We start from the raw sequence: 23452 nt of genomic DNA on the forward strand, positions 1-23452 counted from the left end.
CGGATTAGTCCCGTTCGCGTCGAAAGACATATTCATTGCAACCCCAACCCGATCCAACTGTACGAAGGTTCTCCAGTACAAAGCCTCGTTTGCGAAGTGGTATGATTACGGCCTCGGGCGTAGCTACTTCGAAGGGGAGGCCACCGATCCAGTCAACCCAGTCATGCCAGACACTCATTCCACGATCAGCACGTTTTGCTCGCCAATCGGTAAACGGCAAGGGACTGCGCCCGCGTGACAGCCGTGCCAGTGCGAACTTGAATTCGTAGAGGCTTGCCACCCCTGCGACATAGACGCCGCGCGCGAGCACCGGCAGAGTGTGATAGCCACGTTTGATGGCGAGCCAACGACGACTGGCGCCTCCTTGATCGTTGTAGATTGCAATTGCCAAGCTGCCCTCAAACGCAACTCGCTCGGAAGCGGTTTCGATGGCAGCGTTCATGTCACCGGTGTGGTGCAAGACACCCCAGCTGTACACGACGTCAAAGGTCCCGAGAGCGGCGACGGCGTCACCGTCGAGCACCGAGAGCTGATGGACCCGCCATGCGGGGCGTTGCTCCGCAGCGCCGTCACGTTCGCTTTGCGAGTCAACGAACTGATCCTTCAGGCGGCGCGTGCAGTCGACGCAATCCTGATCAATGTCAAGGGACACCACCATCGCCGCTCCGAGTGACACGGCGGCGAGCGAGAACAGCCCGCTGCCTGAGCCGATATCGAGAAAGGACTTGCCGGCGAGCGGTTCACGATCATCAGGATCCAACTGCAGTAGCTGCCGCAGCGATTTGACAGCTTGATCAGCGCGAGCGGCATCGACCTGCTTAAGAAACGACGACCAATTTTTGCCAAAGGCAAACCGAGTCTCTTCCGGTGTCAAGCGAACCACTCGACGGCATTTCGGAACATCGCGAGACCGTCACCCTCGGCAGGTTGCGTCTTGCGACGCGTCCAAAATGGATGTTGGGTTGCGTCGATATGACGTTCGGGGTGCGGCATCAAACCGAAAACACGCCCCGACGCGTCGCAGACACCCGCCACGTTGGCGTCACCACCATTGGGATTACACGGGAACTGCAGCGTTTCGGATTGAATCTTGCCGGACTCGTCACAATAACGCAGCGGTAACCGACCGGTGCTGCGGAGTTCCTCGAGAGCGTCCGCGTCGCGGGCCACAAATTTGCCCTCGGCGTGGGCCATCGGCAGGTACATCTGTGTGATGTTCTTGAGAAAAACGCACGGTGTTTGGTCGACTGTCAAGTGTACCCAGCGGGCTTCGAACCGACCGTGATTATTCCATGTCAACGTCGCGGGCGGGACCTCGTGCTGGTAACTTGAGTCACCTTGCCAGTTGGTGTTGGAGTCAGTTTCACCTCCGCTGGCTACGGCAACGGCCTCGGGCGTGCTGACGCCCGAGGTCAATACCCCTAGACGCATTAACACTTGCATGCCGTTGCAAATACCAAGCACAAGGTTGTCGCCGCTGTCAACAAAATGATGAATCATGTCGTCGAGATGGTGACGCATCCGTGTCGCTAAGATCCGACCGGCGGCGATATCATCACCGTAGCTGAATCCGCCGGGAATGCACAGGATCTGATATCGCTTGTGCAACGCCGGGTTGTCCATTAACCGACCAACATGAATTCGCTCAGCAGTCGCACCTGCGACTTCGAAAGCATGAGCGGTTTCCACATCACAGTTGGTGCCGGGAGCACGTAATACGAGAACGCGTGGAGCAGACATTACCAGTGAGGGAGTGACGAGGAGGGAGCGGAAAAGTCGTGTGCGAAGGGCAGGAGGGGAACGAAGACCTGACTCTCTTGCCAGAAAACTTAGTCGTTTATTTGCGAGGGGGCAACGTGGTCGGAGGTCGGGCGGGTAATCAATTCGCCTCGTTGCGGGTAACCACCATCGACATCGATCTGTTGGGTTTGATGGCACCGCCAGTTTTCATTGTCAGCTTCCGGGAAATCACTGCGGAAATGGACGCCTCGCGACTCACAGCGGGACAACGCCGCTGCGGTCATCGCGGACGCGGTGAGCAGTAAATTCTGCAGTTCCCAGCCTTCCACGGAGTCGAATTGGTGGGGCATCACGTACGCGGAAAGAGAACGAATCTGTTCGTGTGCCTGGGCCAGCCCCTCCGCGTCCCGTTGGACACCGACTCGTCGACCCATCAGGCTTTTGAGCGATATCCGCACGTCAGCGATATCGAATGCTCGCGTTTGCTCGCGAGGCGTTTGCTGAATGCGGTAGGCCATCATTCGGTGAGGCCCCTCCGCCGCCGAACGACTGGCTGCCTCCCCCGCGTGAGCCCCGTAGACGAGGCCCTCGAGCAGACTGTTGCTGGCCAAACGATTGGCACCATGTAATCCTGAACTGGTCGCCTCCCCAGCCGCCCACAATCCAGGTAACGAGGTACGTCCCTGACTGTCCACACTGACGCCACCAATCATGTAGTGCGCCCCCGGGCGAACCGGGATGCGGTCGGTCGTAATGTCCAGGCCAAACTGCAAGCACGCTTCGGCGATACCGGGAAATCGACTGCGGACGTGGTGGGGATCGAGATGGGCAAGACTGAGATACACGCACGCTTGGGAAGTCTCTTTCATCTGGCTCACGATCGACTGACTGACGATGTCTCGAGGTGCTAACTCAGCGCGATCGTCGTATTTCGGCATGAACCGCTCACCGCTTTCATCGACCAGGTAGGCACCTTCACCACGGACCGCTTCGGTGATTAGCGAGCGTGACGAGCCCGCAATGTAAAGAACCGTGGGATGAAACTGGATAAATTCCATGTCACGAAGCTGCACGCCGGCCCGGTAAGCCAACGACGTACCATCACCGGTCGCAACGGCAGGATTGGTGGATTCCCGAAAGACCTGTCCGACGCCCCCCGTACATAAAATGGTTTCCTTTGCCCATACCATGGTGGGCTGCTCACCCGCGCGCACTATCACCGCCCCCCGACAGCGTCCCTCCAGAGTGAGAAGATCGACTGTAAATGCGTTTTCCCAAACATCGATATTGGGTGCCGAATGGGTATGCTCGATGACCGCTCGCATGATCTCGCGTCCCGTGGCATCACCCATGGCATGGACAATTCGCTCGTGCGAGTGCCCGCCTTCGCGACCCAATGCGAGTGCGCCGGCGTGCTTATCAAATTGCGTGCCCCAACGAATTAATTCTTCAATCCGCAGCGGGCCCTCACGAATGACCCTCTCGACGACATCGCGGTCGCATAGGTTCGCACCTGCAATCAGGGTGTCGCGGATGTGATCGTCGAAGCAATCTTCCGGGTCGAGCACGCCCGCAATGCCGCCCTGAGCGTAATTACTGTTCGATTCACGCAATTTGTCTTTCGTCACGACCAGCACCGATAGGTTCGGCTCGACCGCGTGGGCAGCACGCAACCCCGCCAGTCCACCACCGATGATCAGCACGTCAGTGAACCGGTGATTGGCTCGACGCGAATCAAAAGGAACGAGATAGCGAGGCGTGATCATGACGGGCGAAACACCGGCGACGGGGGCAAAAGTGAGAGGTACGTGTTCTCGACAAGCGTCCATTGTACCCGCTACTCTTGTTCTCCATGAGCACCCCCACCGAATCTGCCGTACCCGCCTTGTCGTCACGACCGCTGCGGCGTGACGCCGGCCAGAGATTCCAGGTATTCAAGGTACCACTTGCCCGACCGGACCGGGCCCGGACGTCCCACCTTCATCCCCAGGTGAGTCCCCTGCGACGGTTCTGCTGGGCGGAATATTCTGGTTTCGCAGATTACTGTGAGAATCGGCTGTCCGTTTGCCCGCCAGATAGGGATCGCAGCGGCTTTTTTACCTCCCGAGATGGATTAGATGATTAAACTGGGTTGCAACACGATATCGATCGCCACCAGTCACCCAACGTCCTCGACAGGCGGCGAGAGCATCCCCGATTGGACGATTGTTTCACCAAATTATCAGAATGACATACCAACTGAATTGGACACGCTCGGATCATGAGTGAACTCAAACCGCGGCACCCCGATTCGGATTGGACAGATCCTGATGATGACTCGGACTTGGAAGTCGATCAACTTGCCGATGAGATTGTCTCATCTGCCGATGTCGACGATGACGATCTCGCTCGACGTAAAATGGAGCGCAATCGTCGCCGGCGTAAACGGCACTCACGCAAACGCCGGCGTCTGACACTGGCCGTCCTACCCACCGTGCTTACGCTCGGCAATGGGGTTTGCGGATTGGCTGCGATCGCAATCGCAGTCAGCACCGATACCCTGGCGTGGGATTTGGAGACAAAACTCTATGCCGCTGGGCTACTCATCTTCGGGGGGATGCTGTTTGATGCCCTCGATGGGTCGGCGGCGCGGTTGACGGGGCAAGCAAGTCGGTTTGGTGCCGAACTCGACTCGCTCTGTGATGCCGTGACCTTTGGCGTGGCCCCTGCCGTGATCGTGTGGCGGATCAGTGATGCGTTACCGCAACGGTTGACCTGGGCGATTGGTGTGTTGTTTGCAATCTGTGTGCTCCTGCGACTAGCCCGATTTAACGTCGAGACACCAGAGGACGATGACCACGAGGGATTTGAAGGGTTGCCCAGTCCGGCGGCAGCGGGCACTCTGGCAGCCTTCGCGATCGCGATTCCCGATGTCAAATTCTATGCCACCTCAGACGAGTACCATGCATGGATTGGCAGTATGAGTGCTTGGACGCTGGAAGCGTCACACTTCTTCATACCGGTCCTGGCGGCGGTGCTGGCCTTTCTGATGGTTTCCCGGTTTCGCTACCCGCATGTGTTCGCGCAGTTGTTACGCGGACGTCGAACGCCCAATCAGATCGGTCAGGCATTATTCGCGGTCGTCGGCGTGGTATTGCTGCACTGGGTCGCCCTGCCCTTGATGTTGTGCTACTTCAGTTTCGGCTCGCCGCTGCGATCTCTGTTCGGTAAAGATCGCCGAGTGGGCACAACTCCGTCTACCGACAGCGGTGAACACCCTGCCGCCCACAGGTAACGGCACGGAGGAAAATCACTCCGCTCGCCCAGTGAGGTAGCGGCGGCTACCTCATAAAAATCGTCGCGTGCGAAGCGACCTCGCCTTACTCGGCTACTGAGGCGCTAACGATCGATTCTTGCTCGACGAGGAAACGTTCGGAATCCAGTGCCGCCATGCAGCCGGTACCGGCCGACGTGATGGCTTGTCGATAGTAGTCGTCCGCGACATCTCCGGCTGCGAATACGCCCGGCACGTTGGTATTGGTGCGAAACGGCCGCGCCCACTGGATGTAACCAGCAGAATTCATTTCGACGGCGCCATCGAGAAACGCGGTATTGGGTGTGTGACCAATTGCAACAAACATCCCGCCGACCTCGAGATCGCTAATGGAATCGTCAACCGTGCTCTTGATCTTAAGGCCGGTGACGATCTTTCCGTCGCCGATCACTTCATCGACAACGGTATTCCATTTCATCTCGATCTTCGGGTGGTTCAGGGCCCGCTCCTGCATCACTTTGCTCGCCCGCATCTCGTCGCGGCGGACGATCAAGTAGATCTTGTCCGCACCTTTCAGGTTGGCGAGGTAGGTAGCCTCCTCGACCGCCGAATCGCCGCCCCCGACAACCGCCAGCGGCTTACTACGGAAGATTGGCAGCGCACCGTCGCAAACGGCACAGGCACTAACACCTTTGTTTTTATATTCCTCTTCACTGGGCAGACCTAAATAGTTTGCGCGCGCGCCCGTTGCGATGATCACAGTGTGCGCCTGAACCGGTTCACCTGCAGCGGGATAGAGAGTATGAGGCGGACCCGAGAAGTCTACCCGTTCGATGTCGTCGCTGATCACGCGAGTGCCGAAATTAAGTGCCTGCTGCTTCATCAGCTCCATCAACTCGGTGCCCTGAACGGCGTAGTGAGGCTGGTCATCGCGTGTATGACCGGCCGGCACGGGTGGAAGATTGTAGTGCCGGTCTTTATTGACGGCCGACTCCACGAACGCACGGACGTTGCCCGCTGGGAAGCCTGCGTAGTTCTCGACCTCTGTCGTGTATGCCAGCTGCCCCAAGGGGATCATGTCCTGACGAAACGTCCCCTCGTACAGCACCGGATCCAGGTTGGCACGGGCGGCGTAAATTGCCGCTGACCAGCCTGCGGGTCCGCTACCGATGATGATCGTTTTCTCGGGACCGTCGCTGCCAACGGGTCGGGGAGTGTCAGGGGTCGAAGACATGTCGATTCTCAATAAAAGTGGTTCAGACAATAGCTCAGCGCTGTCACACATGTCCCCCGTACTCGCGGGTGAGTGCGAAGGCGCTGGCAGTATACGCAAATAATCAGCTTCATTACAGGCTGGAGGCTGCCTGATACCGGGGCTGCTCTACCAGCGTCCAGTCCACTGGTCGGCGTGGACAATCCGCCGCGCCTCCTCGCTAATTCCATATCGCAAATTGGGTTGATTCAACTCCAGAAACACGGTGTACTTCTGGTGAACGGCGTCACTGAAGACCACCGGAGCATGCGAAATTCTTAACAGGTGTACGGGGATACCATTCCAACGCCGCGTATAGACGCCCGCATCGAGAGACTGTTCGGCGTGCAATCCATAGTGGTTCGTCAACGTGGCAACAATCCGCTGAGAGTCGCCGGTAAACCCGTGCAGATTAATACGCTGAATCGCTCCGGAATGATCAAAGTAGTAGGTGAGCGTGCCAGCTAAATCATCCGCGCGGATGCCGGTGACCACCGGGACTCGCAGCCCTTCGAGCTGCAGATCGGCGAGGACTGTTGATACCCGCGAAAAGCGATCGAGAATCATCGGAGGAGTCAAGTCGAAACGGAGTGCCTCGCGAATGTCCGCGACGTTATTTCCCACCAAACTCGGGGCTGCATTCTCATCCGCAGGAACGGCACCCAGCTTTCTCGCGAGGTCGTCTTCGTAGCGATACTTCTCCGACGAGATCGGTCGCAACGTTTCCACCTGATAGAGTGAGTGCGCGGGATAGTCGCTTGAGGTGACTGCCGGTGCCGACCCACCCTCACTCGATGTTACACCCAAAACCTGTTTCTGGACGGTGCTGACGGTTTCACGTCCCCACTGCGTTTGATTGGCAACGTACGGAGTGCCAACAGCGACCGCGAGTACCGTAGCTTGTCCGAATTTCCCGCCGATCATCCGTGCCTCTCCGGCCTACACATGCGATAACCTTGCCGCAGCGGACCCGCTGCCCACCGTCCCACTTTGGAATTCATCGTCGCCAGAGACACGCTGCCAACGCAAAAATTTCCCGCACCGCGACAGAGCCTACGATCGGGTTAATCCTAGCAAGCAACACGACCCCTGGAAGGACGCTGGTCACTCAGCTAATCAGTTAGATCAGTCCGCTCGCGTCCCATGAAACCTAGGGACTGTCCAAGTCATGAACTTTGCAGACATCGTCGAGATCAATCCGGTACAACATTTGGTTGTAGTCATAGCGTGGTGTCGGGGATGGGTTACCCGAGAATTCTTTCGTATAAGTTCCCTCGAATAATAGGACCGGGGAGTCGGTTTGAGTGAGGTCGGCGTGAATTCGCGGATTGTAGAACGTGTACTGCGCGTGACTGAGCACCTTGACGGCATTTTCCCAAGGCCCTGTGGGTGCGTCGGCTTCGGCATACCAAACTTCTCCGATCAAGGATGGCTCACCAAATCGCTGCACAAATACCGTCACCCATCGCCTGCGGTATTCGCTCCAAGCGATTGATCCACTGTGCGGTTCAATCGGCTTGCCATCCTCTGCGGCGGGGATCGTCTTCTGCGGAGACAGTGGCTCCCATTTTGCAGGATCCTGCCACGCCTCAAATGTTGCTGGGAATCGAATCGTTGGCAGCGGGTCACCGAGTAAGATCCAACGCTGGCCATCGGCATCGGTCACGGTTGCCGGATGACCCTGTGGCAACACCTTCGGTACCTCATCGTTAACGGTCTTATTCCACAACACTTTGAGTTGCTGGAATTTATCCGTCGCTTCGTCCCAAACACACAGGCCGCGTTCATACGCCTCCAGAGGAGGTTTTATCTTGGCATAGAATGCGACAAGTTTCTGATCGCCCGTTTCGTCGGGGAGGCTCAGATATCCACTCAGCCAAGTGGGGCCGCTACCCGGCATCGGGGCGACTCCCCGCAGGTTCGATTTGTCATCGCGAAAGTAATCGTACTGCAGACGCACAGGCGGCTGTGGCAAATCGAGGGGCTGCAAGCTGGTCGTTGCACTACTGCTGTCGAAAATCCCTAACGGATACTTGGCCAGTGTGGTGTCGCCCCACAACCAAAATCGCTTTCCGCGATGCACGATCGTCTGCACACTGTCGGAACCGAATACGCCGCTCTCCTGCCACTCGAGGTCCTCGCCGAGGCGTTGGCTGTGAGCAAATTGCCCCGCACCGGTTAGTCGTCCGAGACGTTTCGCCAACATCGTGCGTGAGACCTCAATCCGCGCCGATCCGCCCAGCGTGGGTCGCAATCGCAGACCACGATAGCCAAATCCATCTGCAGGAGCCTCGTATCCATCGCTGCGAACGTGAAAATATACTTCGCGATCGAGCAGCTCCGGGGTGTCAATCGCAATTAGGCCGGCGTTGTCAGTGACGAATTTTAGGTGGTGAGTTGTCTCCAGAAACACAAGTGGCACGGGCCACCCGTTCTCCTTGTCAACGACTTCAATCCGAAAGGGCGTTGTGGTGGGCTCGGCAGTGCACCGATTCACGGCGATGCAGCATCCCAGGGCCAACGCGACGCAACAAGTGATTCTCGGTGTGTTGTTCATTCGAGCCATTCTAGCTACGCGTGATGAGTTTGCACCGCAGCATTCTTCGGTTGCCCGATCCCTGCCAAAAGATCCCCAAACCAAGGCACATTGATATCGAATGGCTTGCCGCCTTTGATCCTGTCGAATTCGATCGCACGCAGTTCGCCCCCCTGATCCTCGTCCTGACCGATCACGCCGCCGTCGCCGGCCAAAGCACACTCAACTGCTTTACGGGCACACTCACCGATCAGGGAAATGTCTTCCTGATTGGCGGCTGCGGCCCGGGCGTAGTAACCGCTCTTCTGAATCAGAGTCTTTTCGGCACCAAGCATCTCGGCGAACTGTTTACCGAACCACTTGCCCGGATTGACCGCGTCGAGCTTGTAATGGCCGAAGGCATCGCGTGGGACCACTTCACCCCGCGATTCCATCTCCTCCACGATTGTCTCCACCCCCGCTCCCTCAGAGATGAAAATATTGACGCAATCGTGTTGATCCATGACCGCCCGCAGACGCTGAGCTTCTGACTCCAGCTCAAATCGCATCTCAGGAATGTACACGCCATGCACGTCGACACTCTGCCGAGTCAATCCGACGGCAGGCAGGAATTTTGTATGATCGAGCCGCTCGCGATACTTCACGGCGGTCGCAGCAGTCAGCCATCCGCAGTTTCGTCCCATGACTTCGTGCACAATCAACATCCGCGGGTTCGCACTGTGTTCGGACACGATGTTTTCGAAAAATCGCGCGCCCATCTCTGCGGCCGTCCACGCACCCAAACTCTGCTGGATCGGGATCACGTCGTTGTCGATGGTCTTGGGTAGCCCCACCACCGTGAGTGCGTAGTCATTCTTGGCCAGAAAAGCAGCCAGGTCAGCTGCGGTGGTATTGGTATCGTCACCACCGATCGTGTGCAGCACGTCAACTTGGTCGGTACGAAGCCGCTCCGCAGCAACCTGCAGTGGGTCTTGCCCGGGCTCAACCAGTCCCCGTTTCACGCAGTCGTCCACGTTGGTCAATTTCACGCGACTGTTACCGATCGGACTGCCGCCGTGCTCGTGTAGGATTGCCGCCTTGTCGCGAATGTCAGGCGTGACGACGAAACTGTCACCCAACAGCAATCCTTTGTAGCCGGAACGGTAGCAGATAATCTCTACTTCAGGAGACGTCTCAGTGTACGTCTGGATCAGCGCACCAATGGCGGACGAGAGGCAGGGAGCTAGCCCACCCGCTGTGAGGATTCCAACGCGTTTGACCGACATGGGAGACTACTTTCCTAAACGTGAAGCGGATTCATGAACGCGGCACCAACCTGCAGCCTATGGTGAACAACATTCCACATAGGCGCTAAGCGTGCCCTCTAAATACTTGCTGACGATTCAGTTACGGCTCACCTTTCAAACAGGAGAGCCTGAGAGGTCAACAAATCGCAAAGGAATTGTCGCGGAAAGAACGCCAATGCAAAGGGGGAGACCGCGGTAAAATTGCCAGTGGTGTGACCTCTGCACAGAGTGTCCGGTCCGCGTTCCCAAAAAGCGGCCCGGCGACTGGGAGATTCATGGAGCCGCCGACTTGGGCACGCACCTATCGCGCAGACAAACCGTTTCCGCATGAAACGGAGTCGGCTGGACGAGCGATCTCGAGGCGATCTGGATTGCAGATCTGATGGCCATCTTCGTGAATCCATTTGCCAAAATTGTGATAATCCTTATTCTTGGTGTTGAGCGGTGTCCTGTCATCAGTGACGCTGACTGATATCTACATCATTCATTCGTGAGGCAACGGAGGGCCTCGGATCATGAGTGCAGCTTCCATCGCCGACGCCCCCCCCTCGCCCGCAGGTGAGACCCAGTCGGTAGTCCCAAGTCCATTGATGGTTGCGGATTTAGGTTGCCCGACTGCGCCGTTGGCAGCCACGCTCGGCGACTATGAATTGCATGGTGAGCTCGGTCGCGGAGGAATGGGCATTGTTTATGAAGCCACGCAGATCTCATTGCGACGCAGCGTGGCTATCAAAACTCTGCCATTCGCCGCCGTCCTCGATCAGCAGCAGGTCGCTCGCTTCCGTAACGAAGCGCAGGCCGCCGCTTCATTGCATCATCCGCACATTGTTCCGGTCTATGCAGTCGGTTGTGAACGAGGCGTGCACTACTACAGCATGCAGCTGATCGATGGAGACACCCTCGAACACACCCTGTCGGCGCTACAGGCGAATGAGGCAGAGAAACAGCGGGGAGAAAAACTGTCGGAATTGCGCCGCGAAGAGGCGATCCAGGCCGCCGCACAGTTGACGGAGGAACTGCATCACGGAGACAAGCCCGAAAAGAAAACACCCGCTTTCGCGGGACAGGTGACCTCGCGAGCGGTGAAGGATCACGGCAGTACCGTACAGTCCGTACGAGATCGCCGCAGCATTCACTCGGTCGTCCGGTTGTTCGTTGATGTGGCCGCAGCGCTCGACTACGCGCACGAGCAAGGTGTCGTGCACCGCGACATTAAACCCTCCAATCTACTCATTGATGGATCGGGAAAGATTTGGGTTGCTGATTTTGGATTGGCACGGTGCCGCGGTGCCGGCAATCTGACCGCCGACGGAGCCGCTCTCGGGACCGCGCGGTACATGAGCCCCGAGCAGGTCGCGGGACGCCCGCAAGCCGTCGATCATCGGACGGACGTTTATTCGTTAGGCATCACCCTCTATGAAATGTTGACCTTGCAGCCGGCGTTCTCGGCGCCGTCGCGTGAGCAGCTATTGCGGGCAGTCGAATCTCAGCAACCCACACCACCGCGGCAGCTCAACTCAGCGATTGAGACGGATCTCGAAACGATCGTGCTGAAGGCCATCGCCAAGAATAAAGACGATCGATATGCCACTGCGGGAGATATGGCAGAGGACCTGCGTCGCTACTTGGATGGCCTCCCCACCCTCGCGAGACGTCCGGGCAAGGTGGACCTGGCGTTCCGCTGGGCCCTGCGTCATCGCCAAATGGTTCTGCTCACACTGCTAATCTTCACGCTTGCTGCAGGTGGGCTGTCGGTCGCCACAGTGCGGGCGAAACACCAAGCACTGGTCGCACGCACCAACCTGCGATCGGCTTTTGACTTTTTTGATCGCTATAGTGCATTGGCGGTCACCAAAATGGCAAAGTTGCCAGGTGGTGAGGTGTTGATGCGCGAGATGTTGCTGGAATCTCAAAAGTTTACGGGGGATTTCCTGTTCTACGCCAACGAGGATCCGACATTCGTAGCGGAAACTGCAAAGGCTCGCTTGATGCAAGCTGCCATCGCATCCATGCTGGGTGACACGAAGCTTGCTGAGGAGCAGTATCTCAGGGCGATTGAACAGTTTGAAGCGATTGAGCAGCAACACCACGCTGACCGCGCTTTGGTCGCCGAGCATGCGCTTTGTCTCCATAACCTCGCGGCGATGCGGAAGAAGCTCGGCCGATACCAGGATGCGATGACGCTCTACGAGCGTGCTGCTGAGATGCAACAACTGGCGTTTTCAATGCCCGGAGCTGATTATCCGTTGGTGCCAAACTGGGCAGCGACACAAACGAATTTTGCCAAACTGCAATGGGAGCGTGGTGAAATCGACGTCGCGATCGCACGAATGACGCAAACGGAATCCAAGCTCGCGCATTTCATGAGGGAGGCCCCACACAACGTGGAACTGCGTCTACCCTTGGTCGAATGCCGCAACGCACTCGCCGGGTTGATGTCCGAATCGAACCCCACACTCGCGGAAGACCTCTTCCGAAAAAACATTGCGCAGTTGGAGGACGCTCCCACCATGCCGCCCCCGCCTCCACAATGGAGCATCGCGGGCGCCGTCGATTCGAGAAGCGAATTTGCATCGATGTCGCCGGTATGTCAACGAGCGGTCGCGCAGAATAATTTGGCAAATTTGCTGACTAAAAAGCAGGCCTTTACTGACGCCATCACGCTGACAACGTCCGCAATCGAAACCTTTCGGAGCGTGCTATCGAAAAATCCCGACGATCGCGTGGTGCAGCAACAGCTAGCCGTAACGCTCAATAACTATGGTCAGATTCTCTTTAGCCGGCAGGCGACCGGTGACACTGACGAGGCGGACGCGGCATTTGAGCAAGCTCAGCAATCATTCGAAAAACTCATCGCCGTCGACGATAGCGATCCTCATTTGTTCAGCCGTCTGGCTGGCGTGCTGCACAATTTGGCCATCGTCAAACAGCAACGGGGGGAACTCGACCTGGCCGTGAAAGATTTAACCAATGCGATCGAGATGCAGTCCATAGCGGTGCGGAAGGCACCGCTCAACACCGTTTTTCGGAACTATCTGCAACTTCATAGCGAGTCGCTCGATCAGCTATTGCACAAAATCAATCCATCGGCAAACTCGTCAGTGCACGGTGAGCAGGCGACTACAAGGAGGGTAGGTCTCGATGTTTTCTCATAGACGAACGAGTCAGGCAAGAAAGCGAAGCGAATCGCGAAGGCTCCGTGGAGTGCTGGAGACGTTGGAGTCGCGCAAATTGATGGCTGGCGATTTCAACGTTGGTTCATACGCAATCAGCAATAGCGGAACTACAGACGATTCGCCTCCCGTTATCGAGCGTACATTCGAAAACACGCCAGTAGTCGCTCCAGTTGCACCAACGAGCAGCGCCGCCCCGGCGAGCGTCGATGCCGCGTTAACTGCAGGGACGTCATGGACGCCCACCGATTTCCTGGCCAGCTGCCAGGCACAGGTTGCTGAAAATACCTCCCCGGAAACGATGAGTACGGAGAGTGGTCCCGAGGACGCGGACCTAAACGAAGAGGTTAAACCAACTCCGCTGCCGCAAATGCTGGGAAGTTTGACCGGCCACGGCTTACGGGATCGGACCTTATCAGGTGCACGCGTAGCGCGTGACGGACGGACGAGTCAGTCTCTTTCGTCAGACAGTTCCAAACCGGATTACTTTTTAGACGCCTCGCGACCGAGTGGGGGCGCGTCCGCGGGCGATTCAGTTACGGATGAATTCCGATACTTCGATGTGGATAGCAATCAGGGGCTAAGTGACGGAACGGCCTTGACGAATCAGTCGCTCGCTGGCACCGCGCAAACCGATACCTTCATGGCGATGGCACTGCTTCCGTCACCTCTGGGCTCGGCTCAGGACCCAGAGTTCGATCTGAGCAAATCGACAGCTCCACTCGTCCATCGCGGCCGGGATGGAGGAGCAACCAGGGACGACGGGGAACTGGATTTAAACGCCATCCGCGAGGCAGCGTCGGCAGCGGAGCGAGCCGAGTTTTCCGCCGCCCTGGTATTCAGTTCTGCCACGGCAGAGTCCCTCTCGGCGGCGGTATCTCATATCGTGAGCATGGACTATTTCTACGGTCTAGCGGATTCCCACGTTGACTCCGATGCTTCATTGATAACGAAACTTAATGAAAACCGCTTTCAGTTCGCAGCGTTCGCGTTCGTTTTTGCCGTTGTGACGGTTCGGATGAATGCGACACCGTCCCAAGACGAACACAGCGATGGTGGGGCCGAACAGGCAACTTCGCGAGGATCGCATTAAAAACAGCACGCACACATAACCGCTCTCCCTCGATTGTTGTTACGCGGGTTTGGATTACACTGAGCAATCCATTGCTGCCGCCACCGACCTGAGCTGATTTATGCTGTCCGATGTTTCGTTTCGTAGGGTGTCGACCGCCTTTGCGCTCGCGTTTTTCGGATGTTTCGCCAACGCCCAAACGATCGCCCCCCCATTGGCGTATGCGGCTTCGGGTAGCGTCATTCTCGCTGAATCGACGAGCCTACCGAAGGAAGTGATCCAACAGCGTTTGGAATCGACTCCGATCACTGAATTTGACAATCGTGGCAAAGATCAACTTTGGTTGGTGAGTAGCCGTCGGTTGGGATCGCGAAACTGCAGCGTCAATTCGCTCGATGTTCGACAGCGTGGCGGCGGGGATGTCTGGCAACCATCGTCGGCTAGTGCGTTCTTTGCACCTGATCCAGACGAAATTCGCCGACCCATTGTGATTTTCATACATGGCAATCGTTGGTCGCTCGATAAAGCGATCCGTCGCGGTTTACAGACCTACGAGCAAACGATCGTGCCGTGGAATGACGCACCTGCGATGCGATACGTCATATGGGCTTGGCCCGCCGACCAAATTGCTGGCCCGATTCGCGACGTGCGGATTAAAGCCGAACGCGCCGACGAGCACTCGTTTCACCTCGCACGATTCCTACAGAATATCGATCCACGAACGCCAGTTTCCATCATCGGCTTCAGTTTCGGCGGGCGCGTTTCCCTGGGGGCCTTGCACCTCATCGGCGGTGGCACCATTGATGGTTGCGGGTTGCCGTCTGTCAGCCACCCCATTGCACCGGTGAATCTAACATTGGCGGTTCCCGCGATCCGGAACGACTGCTTGGTCACCACCCGCTGCCGAGCATACAGCCAAATCAATCATCTCGACTTAGTGTATAACAGTCGTGATTCCTATCTCAGTTTGTTTCGCTTCACATGGTTCGATAATAAACGGCCAGCTTTGGGATACACCGGAATCAGCGGTCTCAACCAATTACCTGATCACTCGACCCGTGTCCATCAATTCAATGCTGCGCAATTTGTGGGACGGGAACACGACTACCTCGAGTACATTTCCGATCAACGTATCGAGGCGAGTCTTCGCCGCCACTTGCTGATCGGATTCCCTCAATGAGCACACGGATGTTTTGCTATGAAGTCACGAAGGAGTCGCGTCTGGACTGCTGCCCCGGTAACGGTGCTGCTGCTATTCCTGACTGGCCCGGGATTTAATTTTTGGCCGCTAGCGTTCATCGCGCTCGCCCCCCTCGTCAACTTGGCCCGCTCATCCATCACCGGTGGGCGTGTGGCGGTTTACGGATCGTTCTTTGTGTATTACCTGGTGTCGCTCCAGGGACTTCGCTACGCGCATCCGCTAATGCTGTTTCCGCTCCTGGCGATGGCCGCGTATCTGGCGATTTATCCTCTGCTTTTCTTCGTCATGCTGCGGCGTTGGTTCCATTCGTCTGCTCAAAACAACGATCTGGCTGCGAAAGCATGCTGCGCTGGAATCTGGATGCCACTGGCGTACGTTCCTTTTGTCCTGATCGCGGCGGTGTTATGGGTTGGCGGTGAGTGGGTTCGGAATTATTTCGCCACAGGCATCTCCGTGTTGATGCTAGGCCATTCACTCACAGCCATGCCGTCAGCGACGATGATCCAGATCGCGGATCTCTGTGGGACGTACGGGGTGAGTTTTCTGCTGGTGTTAACGAGCGTGGCGGTCGCGGACGCGTGGCAATGGTTCGCACAGCGGCGCACCGAAGCGCACGAGGAAAAGCTAGCGGCCAAGTGCGTCCAGATTGGTAAGGCCTGGCAAACCTCTGTGCCCATTGCTGTCCTTGCAGTCGCTGCCTCGTACACATACGGAGCTTCATCGCTCCGGTTTGAAACGATCGCCTCGAACACGACGCTGATGCTGATCGGCCGCGACGAGCAGACGGAATACCAGCAGGACTTGGCCCGTGAACAGGAGATTTTTTCGGCGTTTGCTCGTCAAACGATCGCGGCGGTGTCGGCCAGTACGCAACCCATTGCCGCTGTTGTGTGGCCGGAATCGATGCTTTCAGGTGGCCAGCCTTGGTATATCGCCGAAGCGGACCTCGAAGTACCTGCCGAACTGGCACAAGGCGGACAAGGTCGACGACTGACCGTCGATCAGTTGCGTCAAATCATCACGGAGTCACAAGATGACTTTGTCGGCCGCAACGAGAATCTCCAGGCGGCCATGTCCCACGGTACTCCGTTTCCACCTCCGGCCATCGTTGGTGGTTGCGGAATTGTGAAGTACGGTCCTACCGCCAAGCAGTTCAGCGGGATTGTGTTGGTCGATCCTGACGGGCAGGTCCGCAGCACCTACGCCAAAAACCACCTGGTCATGTTTGGTGAGTACATCCCATTGATCAAATCAATCCCAGGACTCAAAGAGTTTGTGCCAGCTGGCTTAGGACTTGATGCCGGCACGGATCCTGCAGTCTTCGAGATCGGGACCCTCCGGGCATTGCCAAACCTATGCATCGAAACTGCAGTGGAACGGATTTCGGTGAATCACATGCGAGCCATTTTAGACCGCGATCCCAACCTTCTACCGCAAGTAATTCTCACGCTGACGAACGACGCCTGGTTTGACAACTCAGCTGTCATTGAGCACCACCTGCGCTGCGCACAAATGGTTGCGATTGGATGTAGACGCCCGATCTTATCGGCCGCCAATGGAGGCCCAACGGCGTGGATAGACAGCAGCGGGAGAATCGTCGAGCAGTTACCAGCGGGCACGGCTGGGGAAATTGTTGCCCAGCCAGAGATCGACACTCGTGTGAGTCCCTATGTTCGCTATGGAGCATTGCCCGCCAGCCTGATGGGGATGGTTTGGCTTGTCGCCTCGTTTTCATGCCTGTCGCAAAGCATCTACGATCGGTACCGTGGCAGCTTGGATCGCGGGGGCGAGGCCGGCAACAATTCCGACGAGCAAGGAAACGAGGCCACCCGTCAACGCTAAGCCAAGCGATGGACGAAACGCAATCGTGGCACCTTCCGCCCCGATTGCAAACCCACCCAAGCTCAATGCGAGCAATGCGGCTGCTGTGCCCAGCACCCCACCGACGACGCACAGGACGGTACTCTCAGCCAACACCAGTCGCATCGCGCGAACGGGGCGCACGCCAATTGTCTGCAATACCGCGTATTCCTTGATTCTGTCTTGTACGCTCATCACTGTTGTTGTCGCGACGAGAGACAGCACAAGCGCCACGCACGCGTAACCTAACCAGTGTGCGAACCCGATGAGATCGACCAAGTCTGAAAGCGTATTGGCTTGAAAGGCGCCTTTTCGTCGCGTCTTGGTCGCCACGGTGCCCGCTCGCAATGCGGAGTCAATTTCCGTCGCGACTTGATCAGGGTCGGCGTCTTCGCTCAACAAAACTTCATGTTGCGTTACCAGCCCCGCGGCATCGAGCCCGCGGGTGTACTGCAAGAACAGGAGGCTCGTGTAGATCAGGTTCTCTTCTGATGGCACGGTCGACTCGAAAATACCTGCAACCTTGACTGAAACATCGCCAATTGAGAACTGGTCACCAACCGAAAGCCCACGTCGTTGGGCGACATTGCGACCGACAATCGCGGCGTCGCGCTGCGAGGCAAACTGCTGCCATGACCCACTGGTGAGCTTGATCGGACGAGTCTTCTGAATCTGCTCCGGATCGGCACCATTGAACACGACAATATCAAGACTGGCGCGGCAGTTGTTAGTCCAGACTTGAATGGGCATTACCTCCTTCACCCCCGCCACATCCCTGATCTTGTTTGCGTAGTCCTCCGGTAGGCGGCTACTCGTCGGACAGAAACGGTTTTCCTGAAAAACGATTAGACTGCGATTCGCGTCCGCGCCCGCTGTTAGCCGGTGCAAGCCCTCCTGCACTGAGCCGACGAAACAAAATACAAACATTGCTACTGCGGCGCCTGATACGGTCAGGAGCGTGCGAGTGCGATGGCGCCAAAGCGTTTTGAAGACGTAGGTGAACATGAGATCGGGAGCGGCGGTAGAGGAGGAGGCACGGGAGCAGCATTAATTCAATTGCGTCGTGTACAGTTGCTTGCTAATGGATGGGTTCTAACTTGGAATCAGACGCCGGCGACGCTCCCCGGGGCAGAAACTTTCCGCGGTCGAGTACCAACTGACGAGACGCAATGCTCGCCACGTCTTGGTCATGAGTAACCATCAACAGCGTGATATCGAGCTCCTGGTTCAATCGTTGCAATAGCACTTGAACTTGCTCGCTGGTCTCGGTGTCGAGGCTACCGGTGGGTTCATCAGCGACAACGACCTTCGGATGCGCCACAATAGCGCGGGCAATACCAACTCGCTGCTCCTGGCCACCGGAGAGTTGCCGTGGATAGTGGTCGGCCCGATCACTCAAACCCACCGCGTCAAGTGCGAGTTCGACACGTTGCCGCCGCAGAGTTGACGTTAGCTTTAACAGCAGTGTCGGCAGCTCCACATTTTCGTAGGCTGTCAGCACGGGAATCAGATTATGAGTCTGAAAGATATAACCAAGATTTGCTGCACGCCAATCAGCAAGTTTGCTACGCGACAACTTAGTCACCTCCGTTCCGTCGACGGTGATTGACCCCGCATCCGGGCGGTCAATCCCGCTGACAAGGTTTAGCAACGTACTCTTGCCGGTGCCGCTAGGACCCATCAATGAAACGAACTCGCTCGCTTCAATGTCCAGATCAATGTTGTCGAGCGGCGTGATCGTCTCCTCGCCTTTTCGGAAACTTTTGCTGACGCCGCGAAGTTCTACCAATGCCATTTAATTCACTCCTAACCTTGGATCGTCCCCGGACACGTTCACCGGGCTTTCTGGTGTGAGACTTCCCACCCCTGAGGTAATCAATTTGTCGGTAACCTGCAGACCGGCTTTGATTTCAATGAGCCCGTCGGCGGTTTCACTTCCCACTTCGACGATACGCTGTTGCGCGCTTTCGTTGGCGTCAACGATCCAAACAAAAGCCTCTGCATCACTCTCCTGAAGGAGCGAGACGGGTACGAATAGCCGCTCGCTCATCGTATCCTCATCGGCACCTGATTCAGTCAGCGGTGCCATGAAGGTTGCCGTGACCAGCATTTCGGGACTGACAGTGATTGGAGGATCGATCAACTCCACTTTCACCTCAAGTGTATTTTTCTGGATGTTTGCCGAGCTCGTTGATTGCAACACACGGCCGGCAATGATGTTTTTGCTCGATGCGGTTTCTATCTCTACCTCTTGGCCCCGCATGACCAATGGCACATCCTCCAGTCGAACGTCGACTCGCACCTGAAGCCGACTGGGCTCGTACATTTCGACCACCGTGCTGGAGCTCTGCCCGGCCACAGAATCGAGTCCCATCACGCGCGTCCCAGGTGCAGCCACCAGACTCAATACTCGTCCACTGACCGGAGCTAAGACCACGTTTCGCCGTAAAGCGAGTTCTGCCTGTCGAACTTTCAGAGCAGCTTCTTTGACGAGCGCCTCGGCAGATTCGACCTTCGCTTTCGCTGCAGCGACCTGTCGATTTTCCTCGATCAGTAATTCCAATTGTCGCTCGAGTGCGTCGACCTTGTCCGTCAAGGCGTCAACCTCACGCTGCAAGTTGGGTTGGCGGTCTCGCAGCTCCAGGAGATCAGCCTTCGCAGACGCGTAATCACTCTCAGACAAGGCGATGACACGATCGGAGACGGCGCCCTTTGCGGAGCGTTTGCCCTCCATGCTGCTTAAGGCGTACTCTAATTTGGCCTCGGCGGAACTGATCAAAAATGGCAGCTTGGCAAGCTCTGTCTTGGCCTTCGCCAGCATACTGTGGGCGTCTGCCAACGGAGCCTGCAGATGCACCGGATTGGCGACGCGAATCATCGCGGCGTCGAGTTCGGCCTGAGTACCGTTCAGCTCACCTTGCCGAATTGCAAGCGATGCTTTCGCTTGCTCGACGTTTAACTCGGCGTCGATGGAGATCAACCGCGCCACCGGTTCGCCCTTCTCCACGACTTGCCCCTCCACCACCAGCAATTCTTCGATCACGCCAGGTGCGAGCGCCGCAACGCTAATCGCCGTGGGACGCGGTTCAATCCAGCCCGGTGCTTGGAACAATGGAGTTCCCGCTTGCTGAATCGTCGCGCGTTTAACAATCACAGGAATCACTGTCACGTCCTGACGAGACAATAGGCCTCGCCCAGCGGCTGCTACGAGAAGTGCTAGGAAACCCAGCAGAATGACTGCCGGCAGCACATACCGTGTCAACCATTGACGGCGTCGAGGACGTGTCTCTTCTCGCTCACCCTGAGGTGCGCGATCGAGCGCTAATTGACTGAGATCGAGTGGGGCACTGGTCATGACTTACGCACCTGGACGGACGAATACTTCGCTGGTGGCGACCGAGAGATTGCCTTGGTCGTCGCGTTTCGCCTTGCCTTTGATCACGACGGTGGACAACTCTTTGACTCCCAACAGCTCTCGGGCATCCTGCGCGACCGGCGATCCGGATTCATCAACGATCTTGATAGTCGCGATGTTGTCTGCGACCTGGTCGGTATGACAGCAGTAGTCCCATGGTGTGGGACAGCCCTCGTCGGCGGCGCAGTACGGTACTTTGGGATCGACAATCGTGAACGCCGCTAGCCCGTCGACAAAAGGTTCCGAAGAGCCGCCGATCAACCCAACCAAGGTAACTTCTTGGCCATCCTCGGACTTCTCACGTGCTTCGCCGACCGGCATTGCTCCGGTCGGCTCCAGATCAACGATATAGGCCGATTGGGGCGCACCTGCATCAGTGTCGCCGACTGAGGCTACGTCCGAACTCTTCTGACAACCCGACGCAACGACCAGAGCCGCAGCGACGCACATACCAACACTTCGACTTAAAAACATCTTCATCTCAACTCTCCAAAGGGAAACTAAACAGCTTTCAAACTTGTTGCGACTTCAGCTCGCAACGCCTTCAGCGCCGGGGGTAACGCACCCAAGACGCCTAACAACAAACCAACGCCGCATCCGATGAGGATGGCAACGCTGTCGATGCGTAAGGTGAACGCACCCATCGTGAATCGTACCGCCACGCCGTTGAGCATGGTCAGCGCTACCACACCCGATAGCAATGACCCGGCCGCCGCCAGTAATACGCCTTCCTGGATTAAACTGATCAAGATCGCGCGGCGGCGAAATCCAATCGCTTGCAAAGTGGCAATCTCGCGTATCCGCCCGGCCACAGCGCCGTACATCATGTTCAACCCTGCAAAGACTCCCGCCCCGGAAACCATTACCACCACGAACCAGGCCAGGATCCGGACCGGCTTGTAGTGCTGTTGTAGCGTGGCGTAATACTCAGTCTCACCGATCGCGTGAAGCTCCAGGTCGATGCGTTCCTTGCAGAATAGCTTGACCTCCGCCAGTGAGCCGCCGGGAGACATCAACATCGCCACCAGACTCAAATCCTGGCGTTTCGTTGCGGTTTGAAAATCGCTGAGCTGGCACCATAACTCGGACTCGTACGCGGCACCGCCAGCGGCGAAGCGGCCAACGATCGTCCATTGGTGTCCTTCAAACTCAAGGATGCTTCCAATGCTCATGGCATCATCACTACTGCCCAACTTCGCTGCGGCCAGTCGTCCGACCATGACCTCCCCTTCACCAGGCCAGTTGCCATCGATGAGCTGAACGGAACGCCGCACCAAGGGCGCAGCGAGGGTCACACCACGAACCAATCCCAGTCCTTCGTCGCCAGCAGATGTCTTCACGCGAGTGCCCAGGTACAACTCAGGTGAAACATGGGTGACACCGAAGCGATCGACTACTGAGTCGAAACTCGCTGCCACGAGTGATGGCGTTCTGGCGGCTATCGACGAGTTCTCAATGTTCTCCTCCGAGTTCACTGAGTACACCAACACCACGTTCTCGTCGCCACTGACGGACAACGATTGCTCCAGACCGCGGATAAAACCAACGACGACAAAAACTAACATCACCACCGTCGCCAGCGCGACGAGTGTCAACGTCGTTCGCACCGGGCGCCGGGCCAGATTCCGAACTCCGTACTCCCAAGGCAGCAGCATATTAAGTGAATTTGCGTGTGTGAAATATATGGAAAATTCTGGGCGCGATGGCGACCAGATCAGGATCGCTACCAGAACACGTTGGTTGTGCGAGCGATGGAACGTGCGGCCAAACGCGTCGAATGCCAGCAGTCACCGCCTACTTGACTCCGGCTCGCATGGCCGTTGGAACAGTCATGCTGACCTTCGCAAGTAGAACGAGGAGACGTCGATCCGATTCGTATCGGCCCGCGCAGGAGACCAATCGCGCACGCCCTTCCGATGACTGGACAGTCCCAAGTTTTCTTCACGCTCGACGGATCGCTCAGCCCAAAGTGTGCCTAGTGGCAAACGACGAACCTGCGAGACGCGCTTGAGGTGAGGTCAGGCAAATCAGATCTACGTTCTCGCCGCGGAACTGGCCGCGATAAGAGAACTTAAAATCGACTCACAGCAACCAAGATTGGTGCGATACGCGCAGCTCGCGACCGCTGAGAAATGGTCTCGCCGAAGACGCTGGATGGTCCAGCAGATTGGCTTGTCGACGACAGAAGGTCGCGGCTACGCAATGCAGCGGCGGTTCGCCAACGGAATACTCCATCGGACTGGATAGTTCCACGTCCGCTTCGAGCACAGCACCTTCACAAATGCAATTTTCACAGCCACAGTCATCGCTACATGGCACAGGTGCTTCTGGATCCGCCGCACATTCCGCATCGGAGCAACAACGACAAATCGCTGGCGCCGACTGCTCACTGACGCTCACATTCGCTGCACATGAGGTGCAACGCAGTGGGCACGTCAGCAAATTGACGATCAACAGCAGGGCGATTAGGGCGGATCTCATACTTGCCAACATAACTCAGAAGAGCAGTGACTGCAAGTTGAATCACGACACGTTGAATCACAATGACGGTACAACTTTGCTAAATGGCGTTCGGTGGCGATCCATCACGTGCTGCATGCCCGCTCGGAGCGGGGAGAGGTTCGTGACGTGTCTCGCTGCGGTTTCGCTCCTGGAAGCATCGTG

The 23452-nt window shown here is 57.0% G+C and carries 18 protein-coding genes; 5 read left to right on the top strand and 13 right to left on the bottom strand.

Annotated features, from left to right (window positions below; translation table 11 throughout):
• Positions 1 to 4: 4 nt before the first annotated feature.
• The 3 genes from Poly21_RS04595 to nadB all read right to left on the bottom strand — a co-directional run bounded on the left by Poly21_RS04595 (position 5) and on the right by nadB (position 3506).
• Positions 5 to 874 carry a class I SAM-dependent methyltransferase gene (locus tag Poly21_RS04595; protein ID WP_302117571.1) on the bottom strand — a complete coding sequence of 290 codons (870 nt, stop codon included), beginning with the start codon at positions 872 to 874 and terminating at the stop codon, positions 5 to 7.
• A complete protein-coding gene (purQ, locus tag Poly21_RS04600) occupies positions 871 to 1740 on the bottom strand; it encodes a phosphoribosylformylglycinamidine synthase I (protein WP_146405780.1) in 870 nt (289 codons plus the stop codon). Before purQ ends, Poly21_RS04595 begins: the two co-directional genes overlap by 4 nt.
• An 89-nt stretch (positions 1741 to 1829) precedes the next feature.
• The gene (gene nadB, locus Poly21_RS04605) at positions 1830 to 3506 is read right to left on the bottom strand and encodes an L-aspartate oxidase (protein ID WP_146406862.1); all 1677 of its coding nucleotides are present in this window, start codon (positions 3504 to 3506) and stop codon (positions 1830 to 1832) included.
• A 494-nt stretch (positions 3507 to 4000) separates the two neighbouring features.
• On the opposite strand from nadB, the gene pssA reads away from it, so the two are divergent.
• Positions 4001 to 5014 (top strand): CDP-diacylglycerol--serine O-phosphatidyltransferase, encoded by a 1014-nt coding sequence (pssA, locus tag Poly21_RS04610; protein WP_146405781.1) that lies wholly within the window; start codon positions 4001 to 4003, stop codon positions 5012 to 5014.
• Between the two features lie 85 nt (positions 5015 to 5099).
• On the opposite strand, the gene Poly21_RS04615 is transcribed toward pssA, so the two are convergent.
• The 4 genes from Poly21_RS04615 to Poly21_RS04630 form a co-directional block, all read right to left on the bottom strand.
• Positions 5100 to 6227 (bottom strand): thioredoxin-disulfide reductase, encoded by a 1128-nt coding sequence (locus Poly21_RS04615; protein WP_146405782.1) that lies wholly within the window; start codon positions 6225 to 6227, stop codon positions 5100 to 5102.
• Between the two features lie 147 nt (positions 6228 to 6374).
• On the bottom strand, positions 6375 to 7169 hold the full coding sequence (locus tag Poly21_RS04620) for a DUF6690 family protein (protein WP_146405783.1): 795 nt from the start codon (positions 7167 to 7169) through the stop codon (positions 6375 to 6377).
• A gap of 226 nt (positions 7170 to 7395) precedes the next feature.
• The gene (locus Poly21_RS04625) at positions 7396 to 8742 is read right to left on the bottom strand and encodes a glycoside hydrolase family 183 protein (RefSeq protein ID WP_302117574.1); all 1347 of its coding nucleotides are present in this window, start codon (positions 8740 to 8742) and stop codon (positions 7396 to 7398) included.
• Between the two features lie 74 nt (positions 8743 to 8816).
• The gene (locus Poly21_RS04630) at positions 8817 to 10046 is read right to left on the bottom strand and encodes a pyrophosphate--fructose-6-phosphate 1-phosphotransferase (protein WP_146405784.1); all 1230 of its coding nucleotides are present in this window, start codon (positions 10044 to 10046) and stop codon (positions 8817 to 8819) included.
• A 536-nt stretch (positions 10047 to 10582) separates the two neighbouring features.
• On the opposite strand from Poly21_RS04630, the gene Poly21_RS04635 reads away from it, so the two are divergent.
• The 4 genes from Poly21_RS04635 (at position 10583) to lnt (ending at position 17355) form a co-directional block, all read left to right on the top strand.
• A complete protein-coding gene (locus tag Poly21_RS04635; RefSeq protein WP_146405785.1) occupies positions 10583 to 13222 on the top strand; it encodes a serine/threonine-protein kinase in 2640 nt (879 codons plus the stop codon).
• Positions 13209 to 14333 carry a hypothetical protein gene (locus tag Poly21_RS04640; RefSeq protein ID WP_302117575.1) on the top strand — a complete coding sequence of 375 codons (1125 nt, stop codon included), beginning with the start codon at positions 13209 to 13211 and terminating at the stop codon, positions 14331 to 14333. Before Poly21_RS04635 ends, Poly21_RS04640 begins: the two co-directional genes overlap by 14 nt.
• A gap of 100 nt (positions 14334 to 14433) precedes the next feature.
• Positions 14434 to 15492 carry an alpha/beta hydrolase family protein gene (locus Poly21_RS04645; RefSeq protein ID WP_146405787.1) on the top strand — a complete coding sequence of 353 codons (1059 nt, stop codon included), beginning with the start codon at positions 14434 to 14436 and terminating at the stop codon, positions 15490 to 15492.
• Positions 15493 to 15510: 18 nt separating this feature from the next.
• A complete protein-coding gene (lnt, locus tag Poly21_RS04650; RefSeq protein ID WP_146405788.1) occupies positions 15511 to 17355 on the top strand; it encodes an apolipoprotein N-acyltransferase in 1845 nt (614 codons plus the stop codon).
• Here the strand turns inward: lnt and Poly21_RS04655 are convergent.
• From Poly21_RS04655 to Poly21_RS27025, 6 genes are all read right to left on the bottom strand, one after another.
• Entirely contained in the window at positions 17245 to 18378 is a 1134-nt protein-coding gene (locus tag Poly21_RS04655; protein ID WP_146405789.1) for an ABC transporter permease, read from the bottom strand. The genes lnt and Poly21_RS04655 overlap by 111 nt on opposite strands.
• Positions 18379 to 18451: 73 nt before the next feature.
• Complete coding sequence (locus Poly21_RS04660; protein ID WP_146405790.1) at positions 18452 to 19168, bottom strand: ABC transporter ATP-binding protein; 717 nt, start codon at positions 19166 to 19168, stop codon at positions 18452 to 18454.
• Positions 19169 to 20728, bottom strand: a complete 1560-nt coding sequence (locus Poly21_RS04665; protein ID WP_146405791.1) for an efflux RND transporter periplasmic adaptor subunit — start codon at positions 20726 to 20728, stop codon at positions 19169 to 19171. It lies immediately after the preceding gene.
• 3 nt (positions 20729 to 20731) lie between these two features.
• Positions 20732 to 21268 (bottom strand): hypothetical protein, encoded by a 537-nt coding sequence (locus Poly21_RS04670; protein WP_146405792.1) that lies wholly within the window; start codon positions 21266 to 21268, stop codon positions 20732 to 20734.
• A 20-nt stretch (positions 21269 to 21288) separates the two neighbouring features.
• Positions 21289 to 22443, bottom strand: a complete 1155-nt coding sequence (locus tag Poly21_RS04675; RefSeq protein WP_146405793.1) for an ABC transporter permease — start codon at positions 22441 to 22443, stop codon at positions 21289 to 21291.
• A 427-nt stretch (positions 22444 to 22870) separates the two neighbouring features.
• A complete protein-coding gene (locus tag Poly21_RS27025; RefSeq protein WP_302117581.1) occupies positions 22871 to 23269 on the bottom strand; it encodes a hypothetical protein in 399 nt (132 codons plus the stop codon).
• Positions 23270 to 23452 lie beyond the last annotated feature (183 nt).

It is taken from the genome of Allorhodopirellula heiligendammensis (genome assembly GCF_007860105.1).
In the GTDB taxonomy this organism is placed as follows: Bacteria; Planctomycetota; Planctomycetia; order Pirellulales; family Pirellulaceae; genus Rhodopirellula; species Rhodopirellula heiligendammensis.